14 protein-coding genes are annotated in these 21,526 nt (G+C 67.6%); 4 read left to right on the top strand and 10 right to left on the bottom strand.

The window, feature by feature from the left end:
* Positions 1–10: 10 nt before the first annotated feature.
* Both ABE472_RS00280 and ABE472_RS00285 read left to right on the top strand, forming a co-directional pair.
* On the top strand, positions 11–685 hold the full coding sequence (locus ABE472_RS00280; RefSeq protein ID WP_152153215.1) for a response regulator: 675 nt from the start codon (positions 11–13) through the stop codon (positions 683–685).
* A complete protein-coding gene (locus ABE472_RS00285; RefSeq protein ID WP_346464981.1) occupies positions 678–2,075 on the top strand; it encodes a sensor histidine kinase in 1,398 nt (465 codons plus the stop codon). The genes ABE472_RS00280 and ABE472_RS00285 overlap by 8 nt, the downstream gene beginning before the upstream one ends.
* Before the next feature lie 6 nt (positions 2,076–2,081).
* Here the strand turns inward: ABE472_RS00285 and ABE472_RS00290 are convergent, their stop codons facing one another.
* Both ABE472_RS00290 and ABE472_RS00295 read right to left on the bottom strand, forming a co-directional pair.
* Positions 2,082–2,777 carry a hypothetical protein gene (locus ABE472_RS00290; RefSeq protein ID WP_346464983.1) on the bottom strand — a complete coding sequence of 232 codons (696 nt, stop codon included), beginning with the start codon at positions 2,775–2,777 and terminating at the stop codon, positions 2,082–2,084.
* An 80-nt stretch (positions 2,778–2,857) separates the two neighbouring features.
* A complete protein-coding gene (locus ABE472_RS00295) occupies positions 2,858–5,851 on the bottom strand; it encodes a TonB-dependent receptor (RefSeq protein ID WP_346464985.1) in 2,994 nt (997 codons plus the stop codon).
* A 306-nt stretch (positions 5,852–6,157) separates the two neighbouring features.
* On the opposite strand from ABE472_RS00295, the gene ABE472_RS00300 reads away from it, so the two are divergent.
* Positions 6,158–7,711: a thioredoxin family protein gene (locus ABE472_RS00300; RefSeq protein WP_346462303.1), complete on the top strand. Its 1,554-nt coding sequence runs from the start codon at positions 6,158–6,160 to the stop codon at positions 7,709–7,711.
* Between the two features lie 13 nt (positions 7,712–7,724).
* Here ABE472_RS00300 and ABE472_RS00305 read toward each other — a convergent pair whose 3' ends face one another.
* From ABE472_RS00305 to fusA, 4 genes are all read right to left on the bottom strand, one after another.
* Positions 7,725–10,478, bottom strand: coding sequence for a serine/threonine-protein kinase (locus ABE472_RS00305; protein WP_346464986.1), 2,754 nt, complete (start codon positions 10,476–10,478; stop codon positions 7,725–7,727).
* A 33-nt stretch (positions 10,479–10,511) separates the two neighbouring features.
* A complete protein-coding gene (locus tag ABE472_RS00310) occupies positions 10,512–11,069 on the bottom strand; it encodes an ECF-type sigma factor (RefSeq protein WP_313218314.1) in 558 nt (185 codons plus the stop codon).
* 118 nt (positions 11,070–11,187) lie between these two features.
* Entirely contained in the window at positions 11,188–12,114 is a 927-nt protein-coding gene (locus ABE472_RS00315; protein ID WP_121036800.1) for a M14 family metallocarboxypeptidase, read from the bottom strand.
* Positions 12,115–12,279: 165 nt separating this feature from the next.
* A complete protein-coding gene (fusA, locus tag ABE472_RS00320; protein WP_346464989.1) occupies positions 12,280–14,322 on the bottom strand; it encodes an elongation factor G in 2,043 nt (680 codons plus the stop codon).
* Positions 14,323–14,889: 567 nt separating this feature from the next.
* Here fusA and ABE472_RS00325 point away from each other — a divergent pair.
* Positions 14,890–17,088: a TonB-dependent siderophore receptor gene (locus tag ABE472_RS00325; RefSeq protein WP_313211024.1), complete on the top strand. Its 2,199-nt coding sequence runs from the start codon at positions 14,890–14,892 to the stop codon at positions 17,086–17,088.
* Positions 17,089–17,118: 30 nt separating this feature from the next.
* On the opposite strand, the gene ABE472_RS00330 is transcribed toward ABE472_RS00325, so the two are convergent.
* From ABE472_RS00330 to ABE472_RS00345, 4 genes are all read right to left on the bottom strand, one after another.
* On the bottom strand, positions 17,119–17,886 hold the full coding sequence (locus tag ABE472_RS00330) for a heme ABC transporter ATP-binding protein (RefSeq protein ID WP_313211025.1): 768 nt from the start codon (positions 17,884–17,886) through the stop codon (positions 17,119–17,121).
* Positions 17,883–18,917, bottom strand: a complete 1,035-nt coding sequence (locus ABE472_RS00335; RefSeq protein WP_346465226.1) for an iron ABC transporter permease — start codon at positions 18,915–18,917, stop codon at positions 17,883–17,885. Before ABE472_RS00335 ends, ABE472_RS00330 begins: the two co-directional genes overlap by 4 nt.
* A 20-nt stretch (positions 18,918–18,937) precedes the next feature.
* Positions 18,938–19,972: an ABC transporter substrate-binding protein gene (locus tag ABE472_RS00340; RefSeq protein WP_313211026.1), complete on the bottom strand. Its 1,035-nt coding sequence runs from the start codon at positions 19,970–19,972 to the stop codon at positions 18,938–18,940.
* 69 nt (positions 19,973–20,041) lie between these two features.
* A complete protein-coding gene (locus tag ABE472_RS00345; RefSeq protein WP_313218306.1) occupies positions 20,042–21,424 on the bottom strand; it encodes an ATP-binding protein in 1,383 nt (460 codons plus the stop codon).
* Positions 21,425–21,526 lie beyond the last annotated feature (102 nt).

The following is a 21,526-nucleotide window of genomic DNA, read 5'->3' on the forward strand; positions in this document are numbered from 1 at the left end:
CAACCTTGCAATGCGCATTCTGCTGATTGAAGACGATGCCGCGCTGGCCGATGGCCTGGTGCGCGCACTCACCCGCGCCGGTCATGCCTGCGATCATCTCGCCCGTGGCCTGGCCGCGCCGTCGGCGCTGGCCAGCGTCAGCTACGACCTGGTGGTGCTGGATCTTTCCTTGCCCGACATCGATGGATTGGATCTGCTGGCTCGGTTACGGCAGGAGGGCTTTTCCGTCCCCGTACTGATTCTCACCGCACGCGATGGCGTTGAGGACCGTATCCGCGGGCTGGATAGTGGCGGCGATGACTACCTCGCCAAGCCCTTCGCCCTCGGCGAACTCGAAGCGCGCCTGCGTGCGCTCGCCCGTCGCCAGTCCACGGCCCCTGCCCTGCGCCAGCTGGGCGCCCTGCGCCTGGATACCGGCACCCGCGAACTGCGTGTTGGCGATCAACCGCTGGAACTTACTGCACGCGAGCTGGCCCTGATGGAAATCCTGCTGCAGCAGCCGGGGCGCATCGTGGCCAAGCAGCGCCTGTTCGATGCGGTCTACAGCTGGGATCACGAGGCCAGCCTGTCGGTGATCGAAGTCCACATCAGCCGCCTGCGCCGCAAGCTGCAACTGGCCGATGCCAAAGTCGGCATCCGTATGCTCCGTGGTCTTGGCTACCGCCTGGAGGCCAGTGATGGCTGAGGCACCGTACAGCCTGCGCGGCGTCCTGCTGCGGCGCCTGTGGCTGCCACTGCTGGTGCTGCTGCTGGCCAGTGCGGTCGGCTCGTTCGTGTTGGCGCGGCACTACGCCGAACAGGTGTACGACCGCTGGCTGCTGGATTCGGCGATGTCGCTGGCACAGTTGATCGAGGTGCGCGGCGAGACCGTCCACATGGAGATTTCCCCCGCCGTCTCGCGCATGTTCACCTGGGACACGGTGGATCGGATATATGGCGACGTGACCCGCGCCGATGGCACGCGACTCTACGGTACCGGCGCGCTGCCGAGGGCCACCGCCGCGCTGGCCGAGGACGCCGATGACAGCCCGGCGCGCAGCTACTATGACGCGGTGATCGACGGCCGCGACGTGCGCGTCGTGCAGGTCGCGATGACTCCGCCGGGTTCGGCCACCCCGATTGTGATCCGCGTGGCCGAGACCCGTACCAAACGCCTTCGATTGGAGCATCGCCTGCTGCTGGCGAGCATTCCGCTGCAGGGCACGATCCTGCTGCTTGCCGCGTGGCTGGCCTGGTCAGGTACCGGCGCCGCAGCGCGGCATACCAACGGTGCCGCACGGCGGCTGGCCAGTGCTCCGCTTGATGCGTTGATGCCGCTGGACCCACAGGACGCCGCGCCGCGCGAGCTGTGGCCCGCCGTGGACGCCTTCAACCAGCTGGTGAGCCGGCTTTCGGCGATGCAGGATGCCCAGCAGCGCTTCATCAGCAACGCGGCACACCAGTTGCGCACGCCGCTGGCCGGGCTGCAGATCGAGCTGGAGAGCGCGCTGCGCGAACAGGATCCGGCCGCACAGCGGGACGCACTGGCAGGCCTGCTGCGGGGGCTGACGCGCCTGCGCCACCTCACCCATCAACTGCTCATCTTGAGCCGTTCCGAAGACAGCGCCGGCGCGATGCTGGCGATGCGGCCGGTGGACATTGCCGAGCTGGCGCGCGAAGCACTGGAGCGCCTCATGGATGGCGCCGTGATCGCAGGCGTCGACCTGGGGTACGAAGGGCCGGATGCCGGTGTGATGCTGATCGGAGAACCGCAGTTGTTGCGCGAAGCGATCAGCAACCTGGTCGACAACGCGATGCGTTACGGCGCGCTTGAAGGCGTGATCACGGTGAGCGTGGAAACGATCCAGGGCGAGATCCGTATCAGCGTCAATGACAACGGCCCCGGCATCGATCCCACGCTGCGCGGCCGCGTCACCGAACGCTTCTGGCGGGGGGACGCCAGCGGCGATGGTTGCGGGCTGGGCCTGGCGATCGTCGCCGAGATCGCCGGCAGGCACGGCGCCACGCTGTCCATCGGCACGTCGCCACTAGGCGGCGCCAAGGTCATGCTCGCCTTCCCTGAGCAACGCGGGTGACCGCCTTCACGGCACCCAGTACACCGCCGTGAGTGCGTCGGCCAGCCGTGTCGCGGCCTCCTGCTGCGTAAACGGCGGCGTGCGTGGCGGATCGTAGACCTCCGGGCGCGTGCCAGCCACGACCAGGTCGATCGCATAGCAGCTGCCGTGGTGAACCGCACGATAGCTCTCGGCCGACACGTAGTGGCTCATCGCCGCATCGCCCACGGTGAAGTGCGTGAACGGGACGCCGCCGATATCCACCGGTGCCGAGGCGGCAGGACCGGTCGCTTCTGCTGGCGTATCCAGGCAGGTGCGGACCGATGCGGCGTTGTCGCTGCGTCCGATCCGCAACTCCCCGGCAGTGACCCGATCCGAGCCTTCCAGCACCAGCGCCACCAAGGGCATGCCCACGCTGTCCGGCGGCGCGAACAGCTTCCAGGTCGGGGACGCCAGGTAATCACGCTGGAAATCGCGGGCGACCCGGGTACCGACGACCGGGCCAACTGCTATGCCGGGCGCCGCGTCCTGATACACCGGTGACGGGCGCCCGGCCGTGGCCGCGGCGGGACCCGGATCAGCGGCCTTCGCCGCCCCCGGGTCCGCACCGCTGGGCTGCACCACGGCTGTGGCACCGCCTTCGCCCTGCGGCGAACAGGCACACAGCAGGGCCGTCAAACCGACCGCCATCCACCCTGCGTTGTTCCGGATCTGCTTTTGCATAAGGGGCTCCCCTGACAATGGCCCCAGACTGCCTCGCGATCCGTGAACGTCATGCCATACCGCCGCTCGCGAGGCACCGCTCAGTAGTCATAGCTCACGCTGACCCGCAGCGATCGCGGCGCCTGCCGGATGGTCGCTGCGCCATACAGCGGATCGGGCTGGCCCGGATCCAGCTCGGAGTACGGCGACTTCCACAGCGCCACCTGACTGTTGAACACGTTGAAGACATCCAGATTGAAGCCCAGCCGCCCCTCGGCCACCGCGGGGCGGTAGGACACCCCCAGGTCCAGCTGCTTCAGCCACGGCAGGCGCCCCTGGCTGCCCGGAGGCGCCGGCTGCCCGTTGTAGAAGTGATACGCGATGCCATAGCCGGAAGGGTCTTCGAAGTCCGGCCCATACGAGCCCAGCGCACTGAACGGCGAGCCGGAGAGCACCTTGAGATTGGCCGAGAGCAGCCACTCCGGCGCCAGCTGGTAATAGCCGTGCAGCTTGAACTGATGGGTGTGATCGTTGCTCTGCGGTCCGTTGGTGTGCTCCATCAGCTGGGCGTAATCCCACGCCTGGGTAGTGGATACGGCGGTCTGGCCGATGCCGGAGAGCAGCTGCCCTTCGGTGGTGCCGTAGCTGCGCGACCAGGTGTAGTCGCCGCGGGCATACCAGCGGCCATCAAACGGATGCTCCAGCGAGAGGTTCACCGCGTAGTAGTTACGCTTGAACTGCGGGAAGCCCATTTCCGCGTTGCTCAGCGGGACGGTCACGTAATTGCCGCCGGTGTCGACCAGATTGAAGGTGTTGGCGCGCCCGGGGTTGATCAGCCAGCAGCTGACCGGGTTGCTGTCCTTGGTCACGTTGTAGCCCAGGCTGCTGGCCTTGCCGAGCACCGCATCGATATCGCAGTAGTCGTCCACGCCGCTGCGCAGCACGCGGTAGGTCGCCTTGGCCCCGTACACCCAGTTCTGGCCCAGTGCCTTGCTGAAGCCGAGGATGAACTCGTCCTGGTAGGACGGCTCGATGCCGGAGGTGGCCACCGTCTTCGCATCCGGCAGCAGGCCGTAGTTGTTGTTGGCCGACACCGCGCCGGAGAACTGGGTGAGGTCGGTCGGGTAGCCGTTGCTGTCGATGCCGCCGTAGGTGTAGTACGTCGAGGTGGCAAGCGTCGCACCCGCCGCATTGAAGGCCGGGTTCAGCGGCAGTGCGAGGTAGTAGCGCCCCACGTTGCCGAACACCTTGAACCGCCCATCGCCATCGACGTCCCAGCTGAAGCCAAGACGTGGCGCCCACTGACCGCTGGTCTGCTTGATGTAGGCATCGCCATCGCGGTTGAAGTTGGTGAACTGATCCAGGCGCAGGCCGAGGTTGAGCAGCAGGCGATCGGTCACCTGCCAGTTGTCTTCGATGTACTGCGCCCGCTGCGACGCACGCACCGAGGCCAGCGCACTGTAGATGTACTGCCGCACGTAGTAGCCGTCTTCGCCATTGCGGATGCCGCCGGTGGCCGGCACGCCCAGGCCGGTGTTGATCGGCACGTTCGGGTTGGACTGCCCGTAGATCCAGTAGTAGCCATCGGCCGAGGCGACCGAGCCACGGTTCAAGGCACGGGCGTTCTGGTTGTCGATGCCGACGGTGATGCTGTGGTCGCCCCACACATAGTTGGCATCCAGCCGCAGGTTGTTGCTGCGGTTGCCCCGGTCAGGGTTGACCAGCAGCGAGGTGGTCTGCGCATTGGTGATCGGCACACCACCGGTCAGCGCCGGGTTCTGCAGCGTGGGGCTGTTGAGGTACGTCAGGCTGCCGTCGTAGGCCGGGTTGCCGATGTAGTCATCCGTGCGCATTTCGCCGTACTGCGCGCTGACAGTGAGCCGATCGGTGAGGTACCCGGTGTACTTGGCCGTCCACAGGTCGCCACCGGTCTTGGTGGTGTCTTCCTTGCCGCGCTGGGCGCCACGGGTGAGCGTGTCGTAGTCGTAGGCGAAGATGTCGCCCCGGAAGACGTTGCGACTGGAGGCGCCGGTCACTTCGAGCAGGTGGTTGTCGGTGATGTTCCAATCCACCTTGGCGTACCAGCGCGGGCGCTCGTACTCGTAATTGGAATACGCATTGGTGGACTCGACATTCTTGACGTCGGTGCCCTCGCGGCGCTCCAGCTCGTAGGAGCCAAAGAAGAACAGCCGGTCTTCGATCAGCGGGCCCCCAGCGTAGATGCTCTGCGTGCTGACCCACTCGCGGTCCTTGCTCTCCGGCGCATACAGCGCACCGTCACCCGGATACCGCACGTCATCTCTGTCCGAACGCGCTGACGCCGGTTCCCAGGTCGCCTGGCCACCGAAGTGCCACGCGTTGGTGCCGCGCTTGCCGACCGCATTGATCACGCCGCCATCGGAGCGGCCGTACTTGGCGCTGTAGCCGCCGGTATAGATTTCCTGCTGGTCGATGCTGCCGTAGGGCAATGTCAGGCCGCCCAGGCCGCGCAGTGGGTCGGTGCTGTTGAAGCCGTTGATGTAGTACGCGTTCTCTGCGGCAGACGAACCGCCGAAGCTCACCAGCTGGGCGCCGGTCGGGCCGGCATACGTGCCGTTGCCGCTGTTGCCGATCACGCCGGGCGCGAGCTGGGCAATGGCCTCGGCCGAGCGGCCCAGCGGCAGCCGTTGCAGCTGCTCGGCCGTGATCACGGTGCGCGAATCCACGCTGCTGACATCGATGGCCGCCGCGGCGCGGTCGGCGCTGACCTGGACGCCATCCAGCCGGGTGACCTCGGCGAAGGAGACCTCGGTGCTGGTGCCGACGGTGAGCGCGACGTTCTGCCGGGGCTGCAGGACGTTGCCGTCGGCATCACGCGCCTCCACCGAGTAACGACCAAGCGGCAGCTGGGGGATGGTGTAACGACCGCGCGCGTCCACCGTCACTTCACGGGTAAGACCGGTGTCGCTGCGAACGAACATGCGCTGCGCCGATGGAGGCGCCTGACCGGCGATCGCGCCGGTGGTGGACTGTGCATGTACCAAGGGAGATGCGGTGGCGAGCAACACCGCCACTGCCAGCAGGTGCGGGCGCAGGGAAGAACGAGCTATTGTCATCGTGGGGCAATCGGTAGTGGGGGAAACGATTTCATTAATCCCGCTCCTGCCCCAATGCAGAAATGCGCAGGCGTTATGTCGTGTTCGCCGATGGCGATATCGCGTGCGACCAAACCATGACATTCGTCACCGCGCGAGCGGCATGGCAACGCTACGCAGGCGAAGCGCGCAGGCTGGCTGCACGCGCCTTATCACGGCAAGGCCTGCCGTCATGAGCAATCCGAATCAAGGGGATGCGGCCGGAGCTGCCCACGCTTCCTACAATCAGGCACGCCTCCTGCCCTGCCTCCCCTTCTGGATTCCTCAATGCGCCTTGCTCTGTCCCTTGGTCTGCTGGGTGTGGTCACCCTGCTACCTGCCTGCACCCCGGCCCCCTCCCCCGCTGCCACCGCCACGCCTGCTGCGACCGGGCAGGCGCCTGCGGAAATTGCCTGGCGCCACGGCGACGTGGACGACGCCTTCGCCGAGGCGCGCGACAGCGGCAAACCGGTGCTGCTGTACTGGGGCGCGGTGTGGTGCCCGCCCTGCAACCAGCTCAAGGCCACGCTGTTCAAGGATCCGGCCTTCATCGCGCTGACCCGGCAGTACGTGCCCGTCTATCTGGATGGCGACGAAGAAGGCGCGCAGGCCTGGGGCGAGCGCTTCGGCGTGCGCGGCTACCCGACGCTGATCGTGCTCGACCCCGAGCGCAACGAGCTCACCCGCCTGGCCGGTGGCAACGACAGTGAAGCGCTGACCCGCGCACTTACCCTGGCCGCCGGCCGCCGCACGGCCGTCAGCGAGGTGCTGCAGCACGCCCTGAGCACACCCGGGGATGTCAGCGCCGACGACTGGCGCGTGCTCGGCGATTACGGCTGGGAAGTGGATGCCAATCGCCTCGCCGGTGAACGTGATGCAGCGTCATTGCTGCAGCAACTGGCCACGGCGGCGCCCGAGCCTGCGCTGCAGCGGCGGTTCGCGTTACTGGCGCTCGGCGCCGGCAAGCCGGACAAGACACCCACACCGGCGCAACGCACCCGCACCCGCACCCTGCTCGATGCCGTTCTTGCAGCACCCGCGGAGGTCCGGGCCAATCGTGACCTGCTGGGCTACCAAGGCCCTGCCCTGGTGGCGCTGGCCAGTGCCACGCCGGAACAGGCGCAGCAGCTGGGAGTGCAGCTGCTCAAGGCGCTGGATGCCGCCGACCACGCACTCGGCGACAAGGCCGATGCGCGGCTGGGCACGGTGATCACCGAACTCGCCCTGCAGCGCGAGCAGCACCCCGACCAGCCCATTCCGGCCGCGCTGAAGACAAAGGCGGCGCAACGCGTCGCCGCCGCCGATGCGGCCGCGACCACGCTGCACGAGCGCCAAGCGACGATCAGCACCGCGGTGTACGTGCTGCGCCAGATCGACGACGACGCTGCGGCAGAGAAACTGCTGCTCGCCGAGCTTGATCGGAGTGAGACGCCGTACTACTACATGCCTGAATTGGCCGACCTTGCCGAAGAACGCGGCGACAAGGCTTCGGCCATCGCCTGGCTGCACAAGGCCTACCAGGGCGCACAGGGGCCGGCCACCCGCGTGCAGTGGGGCGTGCTGTACGTGGAGGGCCTGCTGCGCCTGAGCCCGGATGATGCGGCGGCGATCGAGACCGCCACGGGCGAGGTGATCGCCGATCTCGCCGTGCAGCCGGCCGGCTACCACCAGCGCACCCGCCAGCGCTTCGAACGGCTCGGTACCGCATTGCAGGCGTGGAGCCGCGAGCATCACGGCGCGGAGAGCCTCACCCGGCTGCAGGCGCGGATGACCGCAACGTGCGCAAAGGCGGCCACCTCGGACGACGGCAGTGCAGGCTGCCAGGGGTGGCTGAAAAGCTGATGCGGGGCGTCGCCTAACCCTTGAGGCGCTCCTCCAGCGCATGCAGTCGCTGCAGATAGGGTGCGCCGGGCACCAGCTCTGCCTCCAGCAGTGGCTTGGCCTGCGCGATCTGCCGGCGCGCAGCCTCCCGCTCGCCGTTGGCCTGCAGCGCCTCGGCCAGCGGTACGCGGTAGCGTGCCACGGACGGCGCTTCTGCCCCGAACAACGCAGCATTGCCCTCCAGCACCGCGCGCCAGCGGGTCGCCGCCAAGGCGGCCTGCCCGGCACGCAGCGCCGCTTCGGCCTGCATCTGCTGGTAGCGCAGCTGCAACGGCGGCGACATCGACGGTACGATCGGCGCCATCGCCTGCAGCGCCTGCTCTGCCTGCGCCGATTGCCCGCGGTGGATCATCCACTCGATCTCGCCCAGGTGCGAAATGCGCAGATCCGGCGCGTCGGCCGGGCTGATCCGCTGCCAGATCGGCAACACGCGCTGGATCAGCGGGCCGGCCTGGTCGGCACGACCGCTGCGCATCAGCAGCCGCGCCAGGTTCATCTCTGCCCGCAGGCTGGAAGGCTTGTCCGGCCCCAGGACCTGGCGGCGGATCGCCAGCGAGCGCCGGTAGAGCTGCTCCGCCTTGCCCATATCGCCGCGGGCTTCTTCCAGGTTGGCGTAGTTGTTGAGGTTGATCGCGTGGTCGATGCTGTCTTCGCCACTGGTGAGCGCACTGATGCGCAGACAGGTATCAAAGCCCTCCGCACTCTCCGTGTAACGACCGAGATCCATGTGCAGCAAGGCCAACTCGCAGTACGCCAGGGCCGTGCGGGAACTGTCCTGTCCATACAGCTGCAGGCTGAGATCGCGCGACTGCAGCAGCAGCGGTGCAGCCTCGTTCGGCTTGCCGCCTTCCTGCAGGGTCATGGCCAGTGCGTGCAGTCCGTGCTGATAATCGGCACTGGTCTCACTGCGGCGCCGTTTGATCTCCAGCGAGTCGCGCAGCAGCTGCTCGGACTTGTCCAGCTCACCGCGGTTGCGGTACATCAGCCCCATGTTCTGCATCACCGTGGCGGTGCCGCCTTCCGTGCCCGGCTCGCGGACGGTGCTGCGCATTGCCAGCGACTGCTGGAACGCCGCCTCGCTCTCGGGATAGCGCTCCAGCTGGCTGTAGGCCAGGCCCAGCGAGTTCAGCACATGTGCGCGGGTGCGTGCATCGTCTTCGCGATCAAGCAGCTGCAGCGCACGTTCGGCGTACTTCAGGCCTTCTTCGCCCCGCTTGCCGTTGCTCATCTCCACCGACAGATCGCTGTAGGTCTGCGCCGCCAGGCGCGCGCGATCGACCGACGGCGATGCCAGGCCTTCAGCCGCGCTGCGCAGCAGCGTCTCGGCCTGCTTGGGCAGGCCGATGTTCTGGTACGCGCGCCCCAGCACGCTCTGCAGGCGCGCCCGCAACGCCGGCGAATCGGCCAGCTCCGCATCGACCTGCGCCGCGCTGGCATCGAGCACTGCGCGTGCACTGACATCTTCGGTGCCGCGTGCACCGCGCTCGCGCGGATCGGCGGCATCGAAGGCGGCGACCAGGAAGTCGCTGACCTGCTCGGCGATCGCCGCTTCTTCCTGAGCGCGCGCACTGGATTCGCTCAATCGCCAGACGAAGCCGCCCGCCATGGCCGTCACCGCGACGGCCACGCCGGCCGCCTGCCAGTGCCGACGCAGCCACCGGTGCGTGCGGTAGCCCGCTCGGCCGCCACGCGCCCGCACCGGGTGATGCGTCCGCCAGCGCTCGATGTCATCCGCCAGCGCCTCCACCGAGCCATAGCGCTGGGCCGGGTCACGTGCGCTGGCCTTGGCCGCGATCGCATCGAGGTCCCCCTCCAGGTGCTTTCGCCACGCGCACGATGGCCGCGCCCAGCGGCTGGGCAACGGAACCGCGGCACCCGCCGGCTGCCCATCATGGCCAAGCCGGCGATCGGCCAGCATCTCGACCAGGATCACACCGAGGCTGTACACGTCGGTGGTGACACCCACCGGCTCGCCCGCAATCAGTTCAGGGCTGGCGTAGACCGGCGTGTAGAAACGGTCGGCGCGGGACTCGGCTGCGCTGTCCAGCCAGCGTGCGATGCCGAAATCCAGCAGCACCGGCTCGTTGTCCGCGCGCACCAGGATATTGCTGGGCTTGAGATCGCAGTGCACGACCAGGCGTGCGTGCGCGGCCTGCACCGTACGGCAGATCCGAACGAACAGCTGCAGGCGCTGGGAAAGATCGAGCGGACGGTCACAGCAGGCGCGGTCCAGTGGCTCGCCGTCCACGTACTCCATCACCAGATAGGGTTGGCCGGAAGGGGTGCTGCCACCGTCGTACAACCGGGCGATGTTGGGGTGCTCCAGCCCGGCCAGCATCTGCCGCTCGGCGGCCAGGCGCTGGCTGATCTCGGTCGTCGCCACGCCGCGAAGCAACTTGATCGCCACCCGTTGCTGGTAGGTCTCATCGGCGCGCTCGGCGAGGAACACCGCTCCCATGCCGCCACTGGCCACGCGCCGGGTGAGCCGCCACGGACCGATCCGTTCACCCACCTGCACATCCGGCTCGGCAAGCTGGACAATCAACTCGCGCAGGGGGCGCTGCGCGCTGTCCAGCGCCATGGTCTGCGCTTCCAGCAGCTCGATCACCTCATCCAGCAGGGCCGGATCGTTGGTCATCCGCCCCAGCTCGGTGCGCCACGCGGTCGGCGGCAGTTCGCACGCCGCATCGAACATCGTGCGCAGCTGCTGCCAGCGGTCATCCGTCATTGCCCCATCCCCCTGTCACGATAACGCCCCCGATCAGGCCAGGCGCTGATTGAGCCAAGCCTTCGCAAAGCGCAGATCGCGGTCGACCGTCGGCACCGACACCTCCAGCACGACCGCGATTTCCTGGCGGTCCATCCCGCCGAAATACATGTATTCCACCGCACGTGCGGCGCGCTCATCGTGCCCGGCGAGCTGGTTCAACGCCTGGTGCAGCGCCAGGACCTCGTAGTCGCAGGTCGGCGCATAGGGCACGTCCTGATCAGCATGCGACAAGGTCAGGTTCCACGCCCCGGCCCCGCGCTTGGCTGCCGCGCCACTGCGCGCAAAATCCACCAGCACCGCGCGCATCTTCAAGGCCGCCAGCGCGAGGAAGTGCGCGCGATCCACGAACTCCACGTCCGAGCCCATCACCCGCAACAGCGCTTCATGCATCAACGCGGTCGGCCGCAGGGTCACGTCGGCATGGCGCTGGCCGATACGGGCTGCTGCCATCTCGCGCAGCGCGGGATAGATCAGATCGAACAGATGCGCCTGCGCCTGCGGATCCCCGCGCCGCCACCGGTGCAGCCACTGCGTCACATCGCCACTCATCATCCCCGCTCCCAAGACGCCAGCCTCTCCGGCCAGACGCCCCCGTCCCTGATGGCCGATGATAGCGCACGGGCGCCTTGGCACCAGCGCGCCGGGGGGGGCGGGAACGGGGGGGCGATCAGGCGCGCGGATGGGCCAGGGCGAAGTCCAGGCCAGCGCATACCGCCGCGACCTGCGCATCGTTGCATTCCTGCGGCGAGGTCCGCGGGCTGTCCGGGTACACCTCGGTGGTGGTGGCGTACAGCGCGTCGGTGAACCCGGCGCAGGCGCCGATCGAACGCGATTCGCCCCAGACCACGCCCGGTGACTGCAGCGGCATGCCGATCAGCTCGCCATTGGCGTCGGCAGGGGCGATGTGCGTGATCTTCTCCACCGCGGCGATCAACGCCTGCTGGAACGCCGGCTGCGGATCTTCGCTGTTGCCGATCACGTAGAAGCCATCGGGAATGATGTCCGGCACCAGGGCGATGCCATCGCGGGCGCAGCGCGCCGGATCGAACTCATGCAGATCGCTGTCGGTCGTTTCATGCAGGTCCAGGTGCACCAGCAGATCATCGCCACGCGCGGCCATCCAGCGCATCAACGAGGCCGCTTCTTCGATCTGGCCCTCACCGCGGAAGCTGCGGTTGGGATCGATCGCATCGGGATTCCAGCGCTGGATGCGCTCATAGCCCCACGGGCTGACGCAGGGCGCGACGATCAGATTGATACGGCCCGCATACGCCTCGGCATGCTGATCGAGGAACTGCAGCGCGCCATGCACGCCGCTGGTTTCATAGCCATGCACGCCGCCGGTCACCAGCGCGGTCGGCAGTGCCGGATCCCACGCATGGCTGACCACCGCAAACAGCGGGTAATGATCCGGCGCGTAGTCCAGCTGGCCGTACTGCACCACATCGAAACGCTCGCCCAGGCGCTCGAGCGCGGCCACCACATCGTCGTGGTAGCTGCGCTGGCGCTGCTGATTGGCGCGCCACTGGGCCCGTTCGGCATCGCCCCACGGCTGGCCGGGGGTGCCGATCGGATAAAAATGCGTGTTGCTCATGGCCGTACTCCAAGGAAAAACCCGGTCGCTGCGGCCGTTGGCTGCGTGCGACATTGCGGCAGACATTCTAGCTGCGGGCGGGCATCCGGCGCTGTGCGGACTACCAACGCTGACACGGAAAAAGAGGACCGGTTGCCCGGCCCTCTTCTCGTTCCACATCGACGGTCAGGCCGTCTGCGCCGCCTCATACCCATTCAAGCGCATGTCGCTGGACGCGCGCCCTTGGGTCAGCGAACGCAGCGAGGTGGTGTAGCCACCCAGTCGCGCCAGCGGTGCATAGCCGAGCACTTCCGCCTGCCCATCCTGGTCCTCGATCGAGGCCACCCGCCCGCTGCGGCGGTTGAGGTCGCCCACCACATCGCCGACGTTCGCCGACGGCGCGTGGATGGCGATCTCCATCACCGGCTCCAGCAGCTGCGTGCCCGCCTCGGCCAGCGCGGCTTTCACCGCCTCACTGCCAGCGCGGTGGAAGGCCATGTCCGAGGAGTCCTTGACGTGGGACTGGCCATCGACCAGCGTCACCTCGATACCGACCACCGGATGGCCCAGCGGGCCTTCGCCCAATGCCGCGCGAACGCCCTTCTCCACCGCGTTGACGAACCCGCGCGGGATCGCACCGCCGACGGTGCGGTCGACGAAGGTCACCTCGCCATCCTCGCGCGGCGTCACATCGATCAGCACCTGGGCGAACTGGCCCTGGCCGCCGGTCTGCTTGGCGACCTTGCCCTCCACCCGCTGTACCGCGCGCTTCGGGGTTTCCTGGTAGGCCACGCGCGGCTCGCCGGTGCGGATGGCGACGCCCCACTCCGTGCGCAGACGCTCGACCATCACCTCCAGATGCAGCTCGCCCATGCCCCAGATCAGGGTTTCACCGCTGTCCGCATCGGTGTCGACACGGAACGACGGATCCTCCTGCGCCAGGCTGGCCAACCCTTGGCTGACGCGGATCAGGTCCGAGGCCTTCTCCGCCGTCAACCGCCATGCCAGCACCGCGTGCTGCGCCTGGATCGTATCGAGCAGCAGCGGGCGCGAGGGCGCACTCAGCGTTTCACCACTGACCGCATCCTTCCAGCCCAGCACCGCGACGATGTCACCGGCCACGGCCTGCTTGATGTCGTGGGTCTGGTCGGCCTGCACCCGCACCAGGCGACTGACACGCCGCCCCTGCGGATGCTGTGAACTGGCCAGTGCATCACCCACCTTCAGCGTGCCCGAGTACACCCGCACGAAGCTCAGCGCACCGTGGTTCTGGTGCGTGATCTTGAACAGCAGCGCCGCAAGCGGGCCATCCGGGTCCGGTGGCAGCAGCACGTCGTTGCCGTTCTCGGTGGCCACCACCGCCGGGCGATCCAATGGCGAGGGCAGATAGTCGACCACCGCATCCAGCAGCGTCTCAACGCCCTTGCTCTTGAACGCGGCGCCGGCCAGCACCGGGACGCCCGCACCGGCCAGGGTGCCGCGACGGATCGCCGCGCGCAGCTGTGCGTTGTCGATTGGCGCGCCTTCCAGCCACGCCTGGGCCAGCACGTCGTCGGCATCGGCCACGGCCTCGATCAGCGCCTCGCGCTGCGGCATCCACTGGGTAGCCTCATCGGTCGTCCAGGCATGACGCAAGGCAGTGCCCTTGTCATCCCAATGCACGGTGCTGCGGTCGACCAGGTCCACCCAGCCGTTGAACTGGCTTTCCGTCCCGATCGGCACGCCGAGCGCCCACGGCGTGGCACGCAGTTTCTCGCGCAGCTGGGTCAGCACGCGTTCGAAGGACGCCCCGGTGCGGTCCATCTTGTTGGCGAAGGCAATCAGCGGCACACCGTGGCGACGCGCCTGGCGCCAGACCGATTCGGACTGGGGCTGCACCCCGTCCACCGCGGAGAACACCGCGACCGCGCCATCAAGCACGCGCAGGGACCGTTCCACTTCGATCGCGAAATCGATGTGGCCGGGGGTGTCGATCAGAGTCAGGTGATGGATCGGCTGGTCGCGCGGTGCCCAATGGGCCTGCACGGCGGCCGCGCCGATGGTGATGCCACGCTCGCGCTCGATCGCCGAGAAATCGGTGGTCGCCGCGCCGTCATGCACCTCACCGACGCGATGGATCTCGCCGGTTTTCCACAACAGCCGCTCGGTGAGGGTGGTTTTGCCGGCGTCGATGTGGGCAATGATGCCGAGGTTGCGCCGGAGGGTAAGGGTCTGGGTATGGGTGTTCATGGGATAGGTCTCGCTGCCAACATCGGGGAGCCGCACGCCGCCGTTGGCTAACGGGCGTGCGGCCAGGTTTGGGGCTCGGCGATCTGGTGCATGGCACGTTCTCCTTCAGACAGTTCTGCTACGTGGAAACGAAAAGAGCGCCCGGTGGGCGCTCTGCGTGGGGTCCAGGGTGACCGGTGTTCCGGTCAGCAGCCTCGCACTCCGATTGGCAGACGCGCCCGTGCCGCGACATCGCGGGTCAGGGTAAAAAACGTCAGAAGCGGCATCGAAGTCATGTGGGTCACCTGGGGTGTAGCCGGCATTGTAGACCTCTGATGGCCGGCTACAAGTCTTTATTCGCACCACCAGCGCAACACTGAGCATCAATGGCGAACATGCAACCTTAAATTGGCACAATCAAATCGAGCCGGTCGCAGATATGCGAATGGGTCGCAATTGCGTATACACCGGAAATCCTTAAAATGGTGGCCCATGCGTCGCCTACGGCGACCCCCGCAAGACTGACGCCGTACGACCACGAGACGGCACGCCAGCGCCCCCTTCCTCCGCGTTCTCGAGTTGTTGCCCATGCCCTGCTCCCTGCCCCTGCCTCCGCGCCGGTTGCGCCCCAACCTGCTGGCCCTCGCCTGCCTGGCCACCGCATTGGTCCCCGCCGCCTACGCCCAGACCGCCACCGATCTGGACGCGGTGCGCGTCAATGCCTACCGCGCTGCCAACAGCATCAGCGGCGCGACCAAAACCAACACCACGCTGGCCGAGACCACGCAATCGGTATCGGTGATCGAGCGGGCGGAACTGGATGCGCGCGGTGTGCAGTCACTCAACGATGCGATGCGCTATGTCGCCGGTGTCAGCCTGGAGAGCTCGGGCATCGACAACCGCGTGGATGACTTCCGCATCCGTGGCTTCGATGCCGGCAGCTGGGCGAACAACGTCACCCTGGACGGCATGCGCGCGCCGCAGGGCACGCAGTGGAACCGCAGCATGTTCGACAGCTGGAACCTGGAGCGGGTAGAAGTGCTCAAGGGCCCGTCGGCGGTGATGTACGGCCAGGTCGCCCCGGGCGGCATGGTCAACCAGGTGAGCAAGACGCCGACGCCGGATCAGGAGCAGCAGCTGCGCGTGGGTGTGGATGCCAATGGGCAGTACAACGCGGCGTTCGACGTCGGCGCCGGCACGGCCGACAACGACCACCTGTTCCGCCTGGTCGGCCTGTATCGCGACGGCGACACCCAGATCAAGCACACCGCACAGAAGCACTGGTTCCTGGCGCCCAGCTACACCTGGCAGATGGCCGAGCGCACCCGCATCACCCTGCTCGGCCTGTACCAGAAGGATGACGGCGGTTCGACCTACCAGTTCCTGCCGATGGCCGGCACGCTCAACGCCACGCCGTATGGCCACATGAAGAACACCACCTTCATCGGCGAGCCGAGCTGGAACACGTTCGACCGCACGATGTGGACCGCAGGATGGCTGTTCGAGCACCAGTTCAATGATCACCTCACCCTGAGCCAGAGCGCGCGGCGCACGCATGTGGATTCGCTGTACCGCGGCGTGGTCACCGATGGTGCGCTCAACGCCGATGGCCGTACCCAGAAGCGCCGCGCCACCTACGGCACCGGCGATTCCGATGGCGATACCCTGGACACGCGGCTGCAGGCACGCTTCGCCACCGGCGCGGTCGACCACACCCTGCTGCTGGGCTGGGATTGGCAGAAGGCCGATTGGGAAGGCGTGCGCGGCGCGATGAGCAACCCGGCACCGATCGACATCTTCAACCCGGTCTACAGCGGGTATACGCCGCGCGTCACCTCGCTGAGCCCCACCGAAGGCATCAACCGCCAGAGCGGGCTGTACCTGCAGGACCAGCTGGCGCTTGGCCGATGGCGCCTGACCCTCGGCGGCCGGCATGACTGGACCAAGGATGATTCCTCCAGCACCACCCGCAACCTGGTGACGGGTGCGACGGTGCTGCAGCCGCGCAGCGTGATCAAGAGCGAGGCGTTCTCAGGCAATGCCGGCCTGCTGTATGTGTTCGACAGCGGCTTCACGCCCTATGTCAGCTACGCAGAATCCTTCCAGCCCTCCACCGCGAGCGCGCTGCAGAGTTTTGATCGGCGCGCGTTCGATCCGGTCTATGGCAAGCAGTGGGAGGCCGGCGTCAAATACCAGCCGGCCAGCATCGACGGCCTGATCACGCTCGCTGCCTACGACCTGCGCCAGGAAAACCTGGTCACCCAGGATCCCGACCTGAGCCACATGAGCTGCGGCAACACCGGCAACGCGCGGTGCTCGATCCAGGACGGCGAAGGCCGCATCCGCGGTGTTGAGCTGGAAGGCCGCGTCACTCCCACGCAGGGTTTCAGCCTGATCGGCGCAGCCACCTGGATGGACTCGGAGATGACCCGCAGCGATCAGTACAAAGGCAAGGAACTGATCATGGTGCCCGACTACAGCGCCTCGTTCTGGGCGGATTACACCGTCCAGGGCGGCGCCCTGCAGGGCCTGAGCCTGGCCGCCGGGGCGCGCTACAACGGCAAGAGCTACGGCGACAGCGCCAACCTGTATCTGATCCCGTCGTACACCTTGTTCGATGCTGCGATCCGATACGACCTCGGGCAGTTCGGCAGCACCCGCGTGCAGCTGGCCTTGAATGCCAGCAACCTGGCCGACAAGCGTTTCGTATCCACCTGCACCGGCGTGTCGTCGTGCTACTACGGCAGCGGCCGCACCGTGATGGCGACGGCGCGCTTCGGCTGGTAAAGGGTGGCGGCGCCGGGGTAACGCCCGGCGCTACGCGTCGGTCACCACCACCAACGGGACATCGCGCTGCGGATGCCGCAGCACCAGCACCGGCTGCTGGTAGACACGCTCGATGTGTTCCCGCGTCAGGACCTCGGTCGGCGTGCCATCGGCCGCCACGCGGCCCTGCTCCAGCAACACGATCCGGTCCGCATACGCGGCGGCCAGATTCAGATCATGCAGCACCACGATCACACAGGCGCCGGCATCGGCCAGTTCGCGCACCGCGCGCAAGGTGCGCTCCTGATGACGCAGATCCAGGGCGGCCGTCGGCTCATCCAGCAGCAGCAACGGGGTGTCCTGGGTCAGGACGCGGGCAAAGGTCGTGCGCGCGGCCTCGCCACCGGACAGATGCTCCACTTCCCGCTCGATCAACGCATGCAGGTCCGCCCGCGCCAGCGCATCGGCGATGCAGGCGGCGTCTTTGACCGGATCCGGCGGATGCGGCAGCCGCCCCATCGCCACCACTTCATGCACACGGAAGGCGAACCGCACCGCGTGCTCCTGCGGCATGACCGCGCGCTCGCGTGCCAGCGGCTTGGCTTTCCAGTCCGGCAGCGCCTGCCCACGCAGCAGCACCCTGCCCTGATCCGCCTCCAGATCGCCCGCGGCCACCGCCAGCAACGTCGACTTGCCCGCGCCGTTCGGCCCGACCAGCGCGGTGACCGTGCCCGGCACGAAATCCAGCGTGATGTCATCCAGAATGCGTCGTGCGCCGCGGCTCAACTGCACCGACTGCAACTGCAGCAGCGCGCTCATGCGCCGCTCCGGTGGCGCTGACGCATCACCAGCCACAGGAAGAACGGCGCACCCAGCGCGGCCGAGAACAGGCCCAGCGGAATCTCCGACGGCGGATCCAGCGTGCGTGCGGCGGTATCGGCGACCACGATCAACAGCGCACCGGCAACGCCCGAGACCGGCAGCAGCCAGCGATGGCCGGGGCCGACCAGCAGGCGCACGACGTGCGGCACGACCAGGCCGACGAAACCGATCGAGCCGGCGAAGGCAACGGCGGCACCGACCAGCATCGCGCTGAAGGCAATCAACTTGAGCCGCGTGCGCTTCACATCCAGCCCGAGGTGCTGGGCCTGGCGCTCACCGAGCGCGAGCATGTCCAAGGGCGTGGCCAGACGCAGCAGCGCGATCGTGCCCAGCACGAACACCGGCGCCACCGCGACCACGTCCATCCAGTCGGCCTGGGCCAACGAACCCATCTGCCAGAACACCAGCGATTGCAGCTCGCTCTCGCTGGCGATGTAGGTCAGGAACCCGATCATCGCCGAGCAGAACGCCGCGATCGCAATGCCGACCAGCAGCAATGTCGCCGTGCCGGTGCCCTGCCCCGGCCGCGCCAACAGATACGTCAATGTGATCGCGCCACCGGCACCGGCGAAGGCCGCCAGCGGCAGCGTCCACGCACCGAAGGCGCCGGCACCGAGCACGATCGCCGAGACCGCACCCAAGGCAGCGCCCTGGGTCACGCCGACAATGCCGGGGTCGGCCAAGGGATTACCGAACAACCCCTGCAGGCTCGCGCCGGCCATCGCCAGTGCGGCGCCCACCATCGCGCCGAGCAAGGCACGCGGAATGCGCAGCTGCCAGACCACTGCCAGATCGCGGGTACTGACGCTGGCCGGATCGGCCAGCCCCAGCTTCACGCCGATCGCCTGCAGCACCTCCATCGGCGGCAGCCGCAACGGGCCCACCGCGAACGAGGCGATGACTGCGATCAGCAACCCCACCGCAGCCCAGATCAACACGGTCGCGCCGCGCCGGCGCGCAGGACTCAACACCGCCATGCCTCAAGCACTCACGGGCGTGGCACGGTTGCAAATGCCGCGGCCAGCGCCACCGCGCCACTGCCTGAGGCGACGCTGGCGGACTTCAACTCCACATCCGGCATCACCCACACGCGGTTGGCCGCACCGGCCGGCGTCTGCCGGAGCGTTGGATAGGCGCGCCACAGCCCGGCCTGGCCACCGAACAGGGCCAGATCGTTCTCGGTCACCAGAATCACATCGGGCGCCGCAGCCACCACGCCTTCGTTGCTCAGCGCGGAATAATTGGCCACACCGGCTTCGTCGCCGATGTTGATGCCACCGGCGAGCGTGATCAGCTTGCCCGAGGCACTGTCCGAGCCCGCCACCGTCGGCGCGCCGCCGGCACCGGTCGCGGACACGTGGATCACGCGTGGGTGCCATGCCAACGCGGCACCACTGGCCTTGGCCGCATCCAGCTGCGACTGCACTTTCGTAGCCAGTGCTTCACCCTGCTCGGCCATGCCGACGGCGGCGGCGACCTTGCGCACCTTGTCCGCGGCCGGCTGCAGATCGTCGACGATCACCGCCGCTTCGCCTGCACCGCGCAGCTTGGCGGCCAGATCGGAATGGCGGCGCAGGCTGTTGCCCAGGAACAGGGTGCCCTGCAGGCTCAACACGCCCTCCACACCGGTGGTGCGGTTGAACAGAAATTGTTTGGGGGCCTTGCGGCCGGATTCAGTGGCCGAGCGCAGCGGCGCGGCGTACACCTGCTCGTCCAGGCCGAGCGCTTCGAGCACGGCGATGATGTCATCGCCACCGGCAATGATCCTGGAGGTATCGGTCACCGTGGTGGCCACACCGTCATCGGAGGTGACCTGTGCCGGCAACTGCTGCGTGGCGCCTTCAATGTCGGGTACGTCCACACCCACCACACGCTGCCAGCCCGCCGGCAGCGCTTCGGCGGGCTGCGCGGCCGATGCGGCGGCGGTATCGGCAGCCGGCGCGGCAGGCTCTTTCGAGCACCCGGCAATCACGGCGACCAGGGACAACGCCAGCAGGCTGCGGCGGACAACAATCGACTTCATGGCAGTTCCTCTTTCATCAGAACGGCGGGGCTGATCGCCCCGCCGCCAGTGCAACGCACTGCGCGAAACTCAGTTCGCGCGGGTGCTGATGCGGGTGATGCGGTCGCCCTTGGGATCCTGGGCATCACGCGACTTGTTGACGGCAAACACGTTGCCCTTGCCATCTTCACGCACATGGTTCGGGAAGGTGCCGCCATCCAGGTTGCCCACCACCTTGCCGTTGCCATCGACCACCGTCACCGTACCGGCACCGCGGTTGGTCACATAGGCCAGCTTGGACACCGGCTCGAAGGCCACGTTCAGCGCACCCGCGCCGACCGGCACGTCGTGCAGCACCTTGCCGCTGGCGACATCGACGATCAGCAGGTTGTCGGTGCCCTGCGAGGCCACGTACAGGCGACCGGCCGAGGCGTCATAGGCCACGCCGGAGGCGCTGATTGCGTTGCCCAGATCGATCACCTTCTCCACCTTGCCGGTGGTGGTGTCGATCACCGCCGCTTCCGGCGTGCCGATGCTGACGGTGAACAGCTTGCCGGCCGCTTCATCCAGCACCAGGCTCATCGGGACGAACTTCTTGTCGTCCACGCCCGAGGCCAGGGTGATCGACTCCAGCGGCTGCAGGGTGCGGGCATCGAATACCGAGAGATGATCTTCACCGGCGGCCGAGGCGAACACCTTGCCATGACGACCGTCGACCACGATGTCGCGGGCATGCGGCACCGCACCCACATCGAACTGGCGCACCAGCGACAGGTCCTTCTGGCGATACACGGCCACGGTGTCCTGGCGGGTATTGGTGACCCACACGTTGCCGTTGGCATCATCCACGCCCACGCCGTACACCGCGAACACTGCACCGCCCTTGCCGCCGGGCACTTCAGCCGGGGTGATCCTGGCCGTGACCTTGAGGGTCTTCGGGTCCAGCTTGAGCAGCTGCGACTGGGTGACCGGCGGGCGACCGACGGCAGCGGTGACGAACACCGCGTTGCTGGCCGCGCTGTACGCGGACTGGTACAGGCCCTGGACCAGCTTGGCCGAGGTCTGGCTGAAGTTCTGCTGGCCGCTCAGCGGCAGGTTCGGCGAGACGCGCAGCGACAGCACCGTGGCCGCGGACGGCTGGCTGGCGCGTACGATCACCGGCTGCTGACCGGGCACGGCATCGGCCGGAATCGCGACGTTGCCCTTGAAGTTGCCCTCGGCATCGACCACGTACGGCGTGGCATTGAGTACCGTCTCACCGCGCAGCAGGGTGACCTGCTGGCCCGGCACGAACTGGCGGCCGATCACTTCGGCATCGCTGCCCGGCACCACGTTCTGGCCGCGGCTGACGACTTCACCACGGAAGCCGTTGGCCGGCGCATCGAACACCGGCTGGGCGAACACGGTCGGGCTGGCCAGCGACAGCGCGAGGGCCAGGGTGGCGACGCGCGGGAGGGTTTTCAGGGTGTACATCAGCAGACTCCTTCTGTTGGGGGCGCGCCGGTTGGCGCGTTGTCACAGTGCTTGCCTTGGCGTGGCCGCGGTCCGTTGCGGCGGTGGCACAGGGCCACGGAA

Origin of the sequence: Stenotrophomonas sp. TWI809 (genome assembly GCF_039673205.1) — a bacterium.
In the GTDB taxonomy this organism is placed as follows: Bacteria; Pseudomonadota; Gammaproteobacteria; order Xanthomonadales; family Xanthomonadaceae; genus Stenotrophomonas.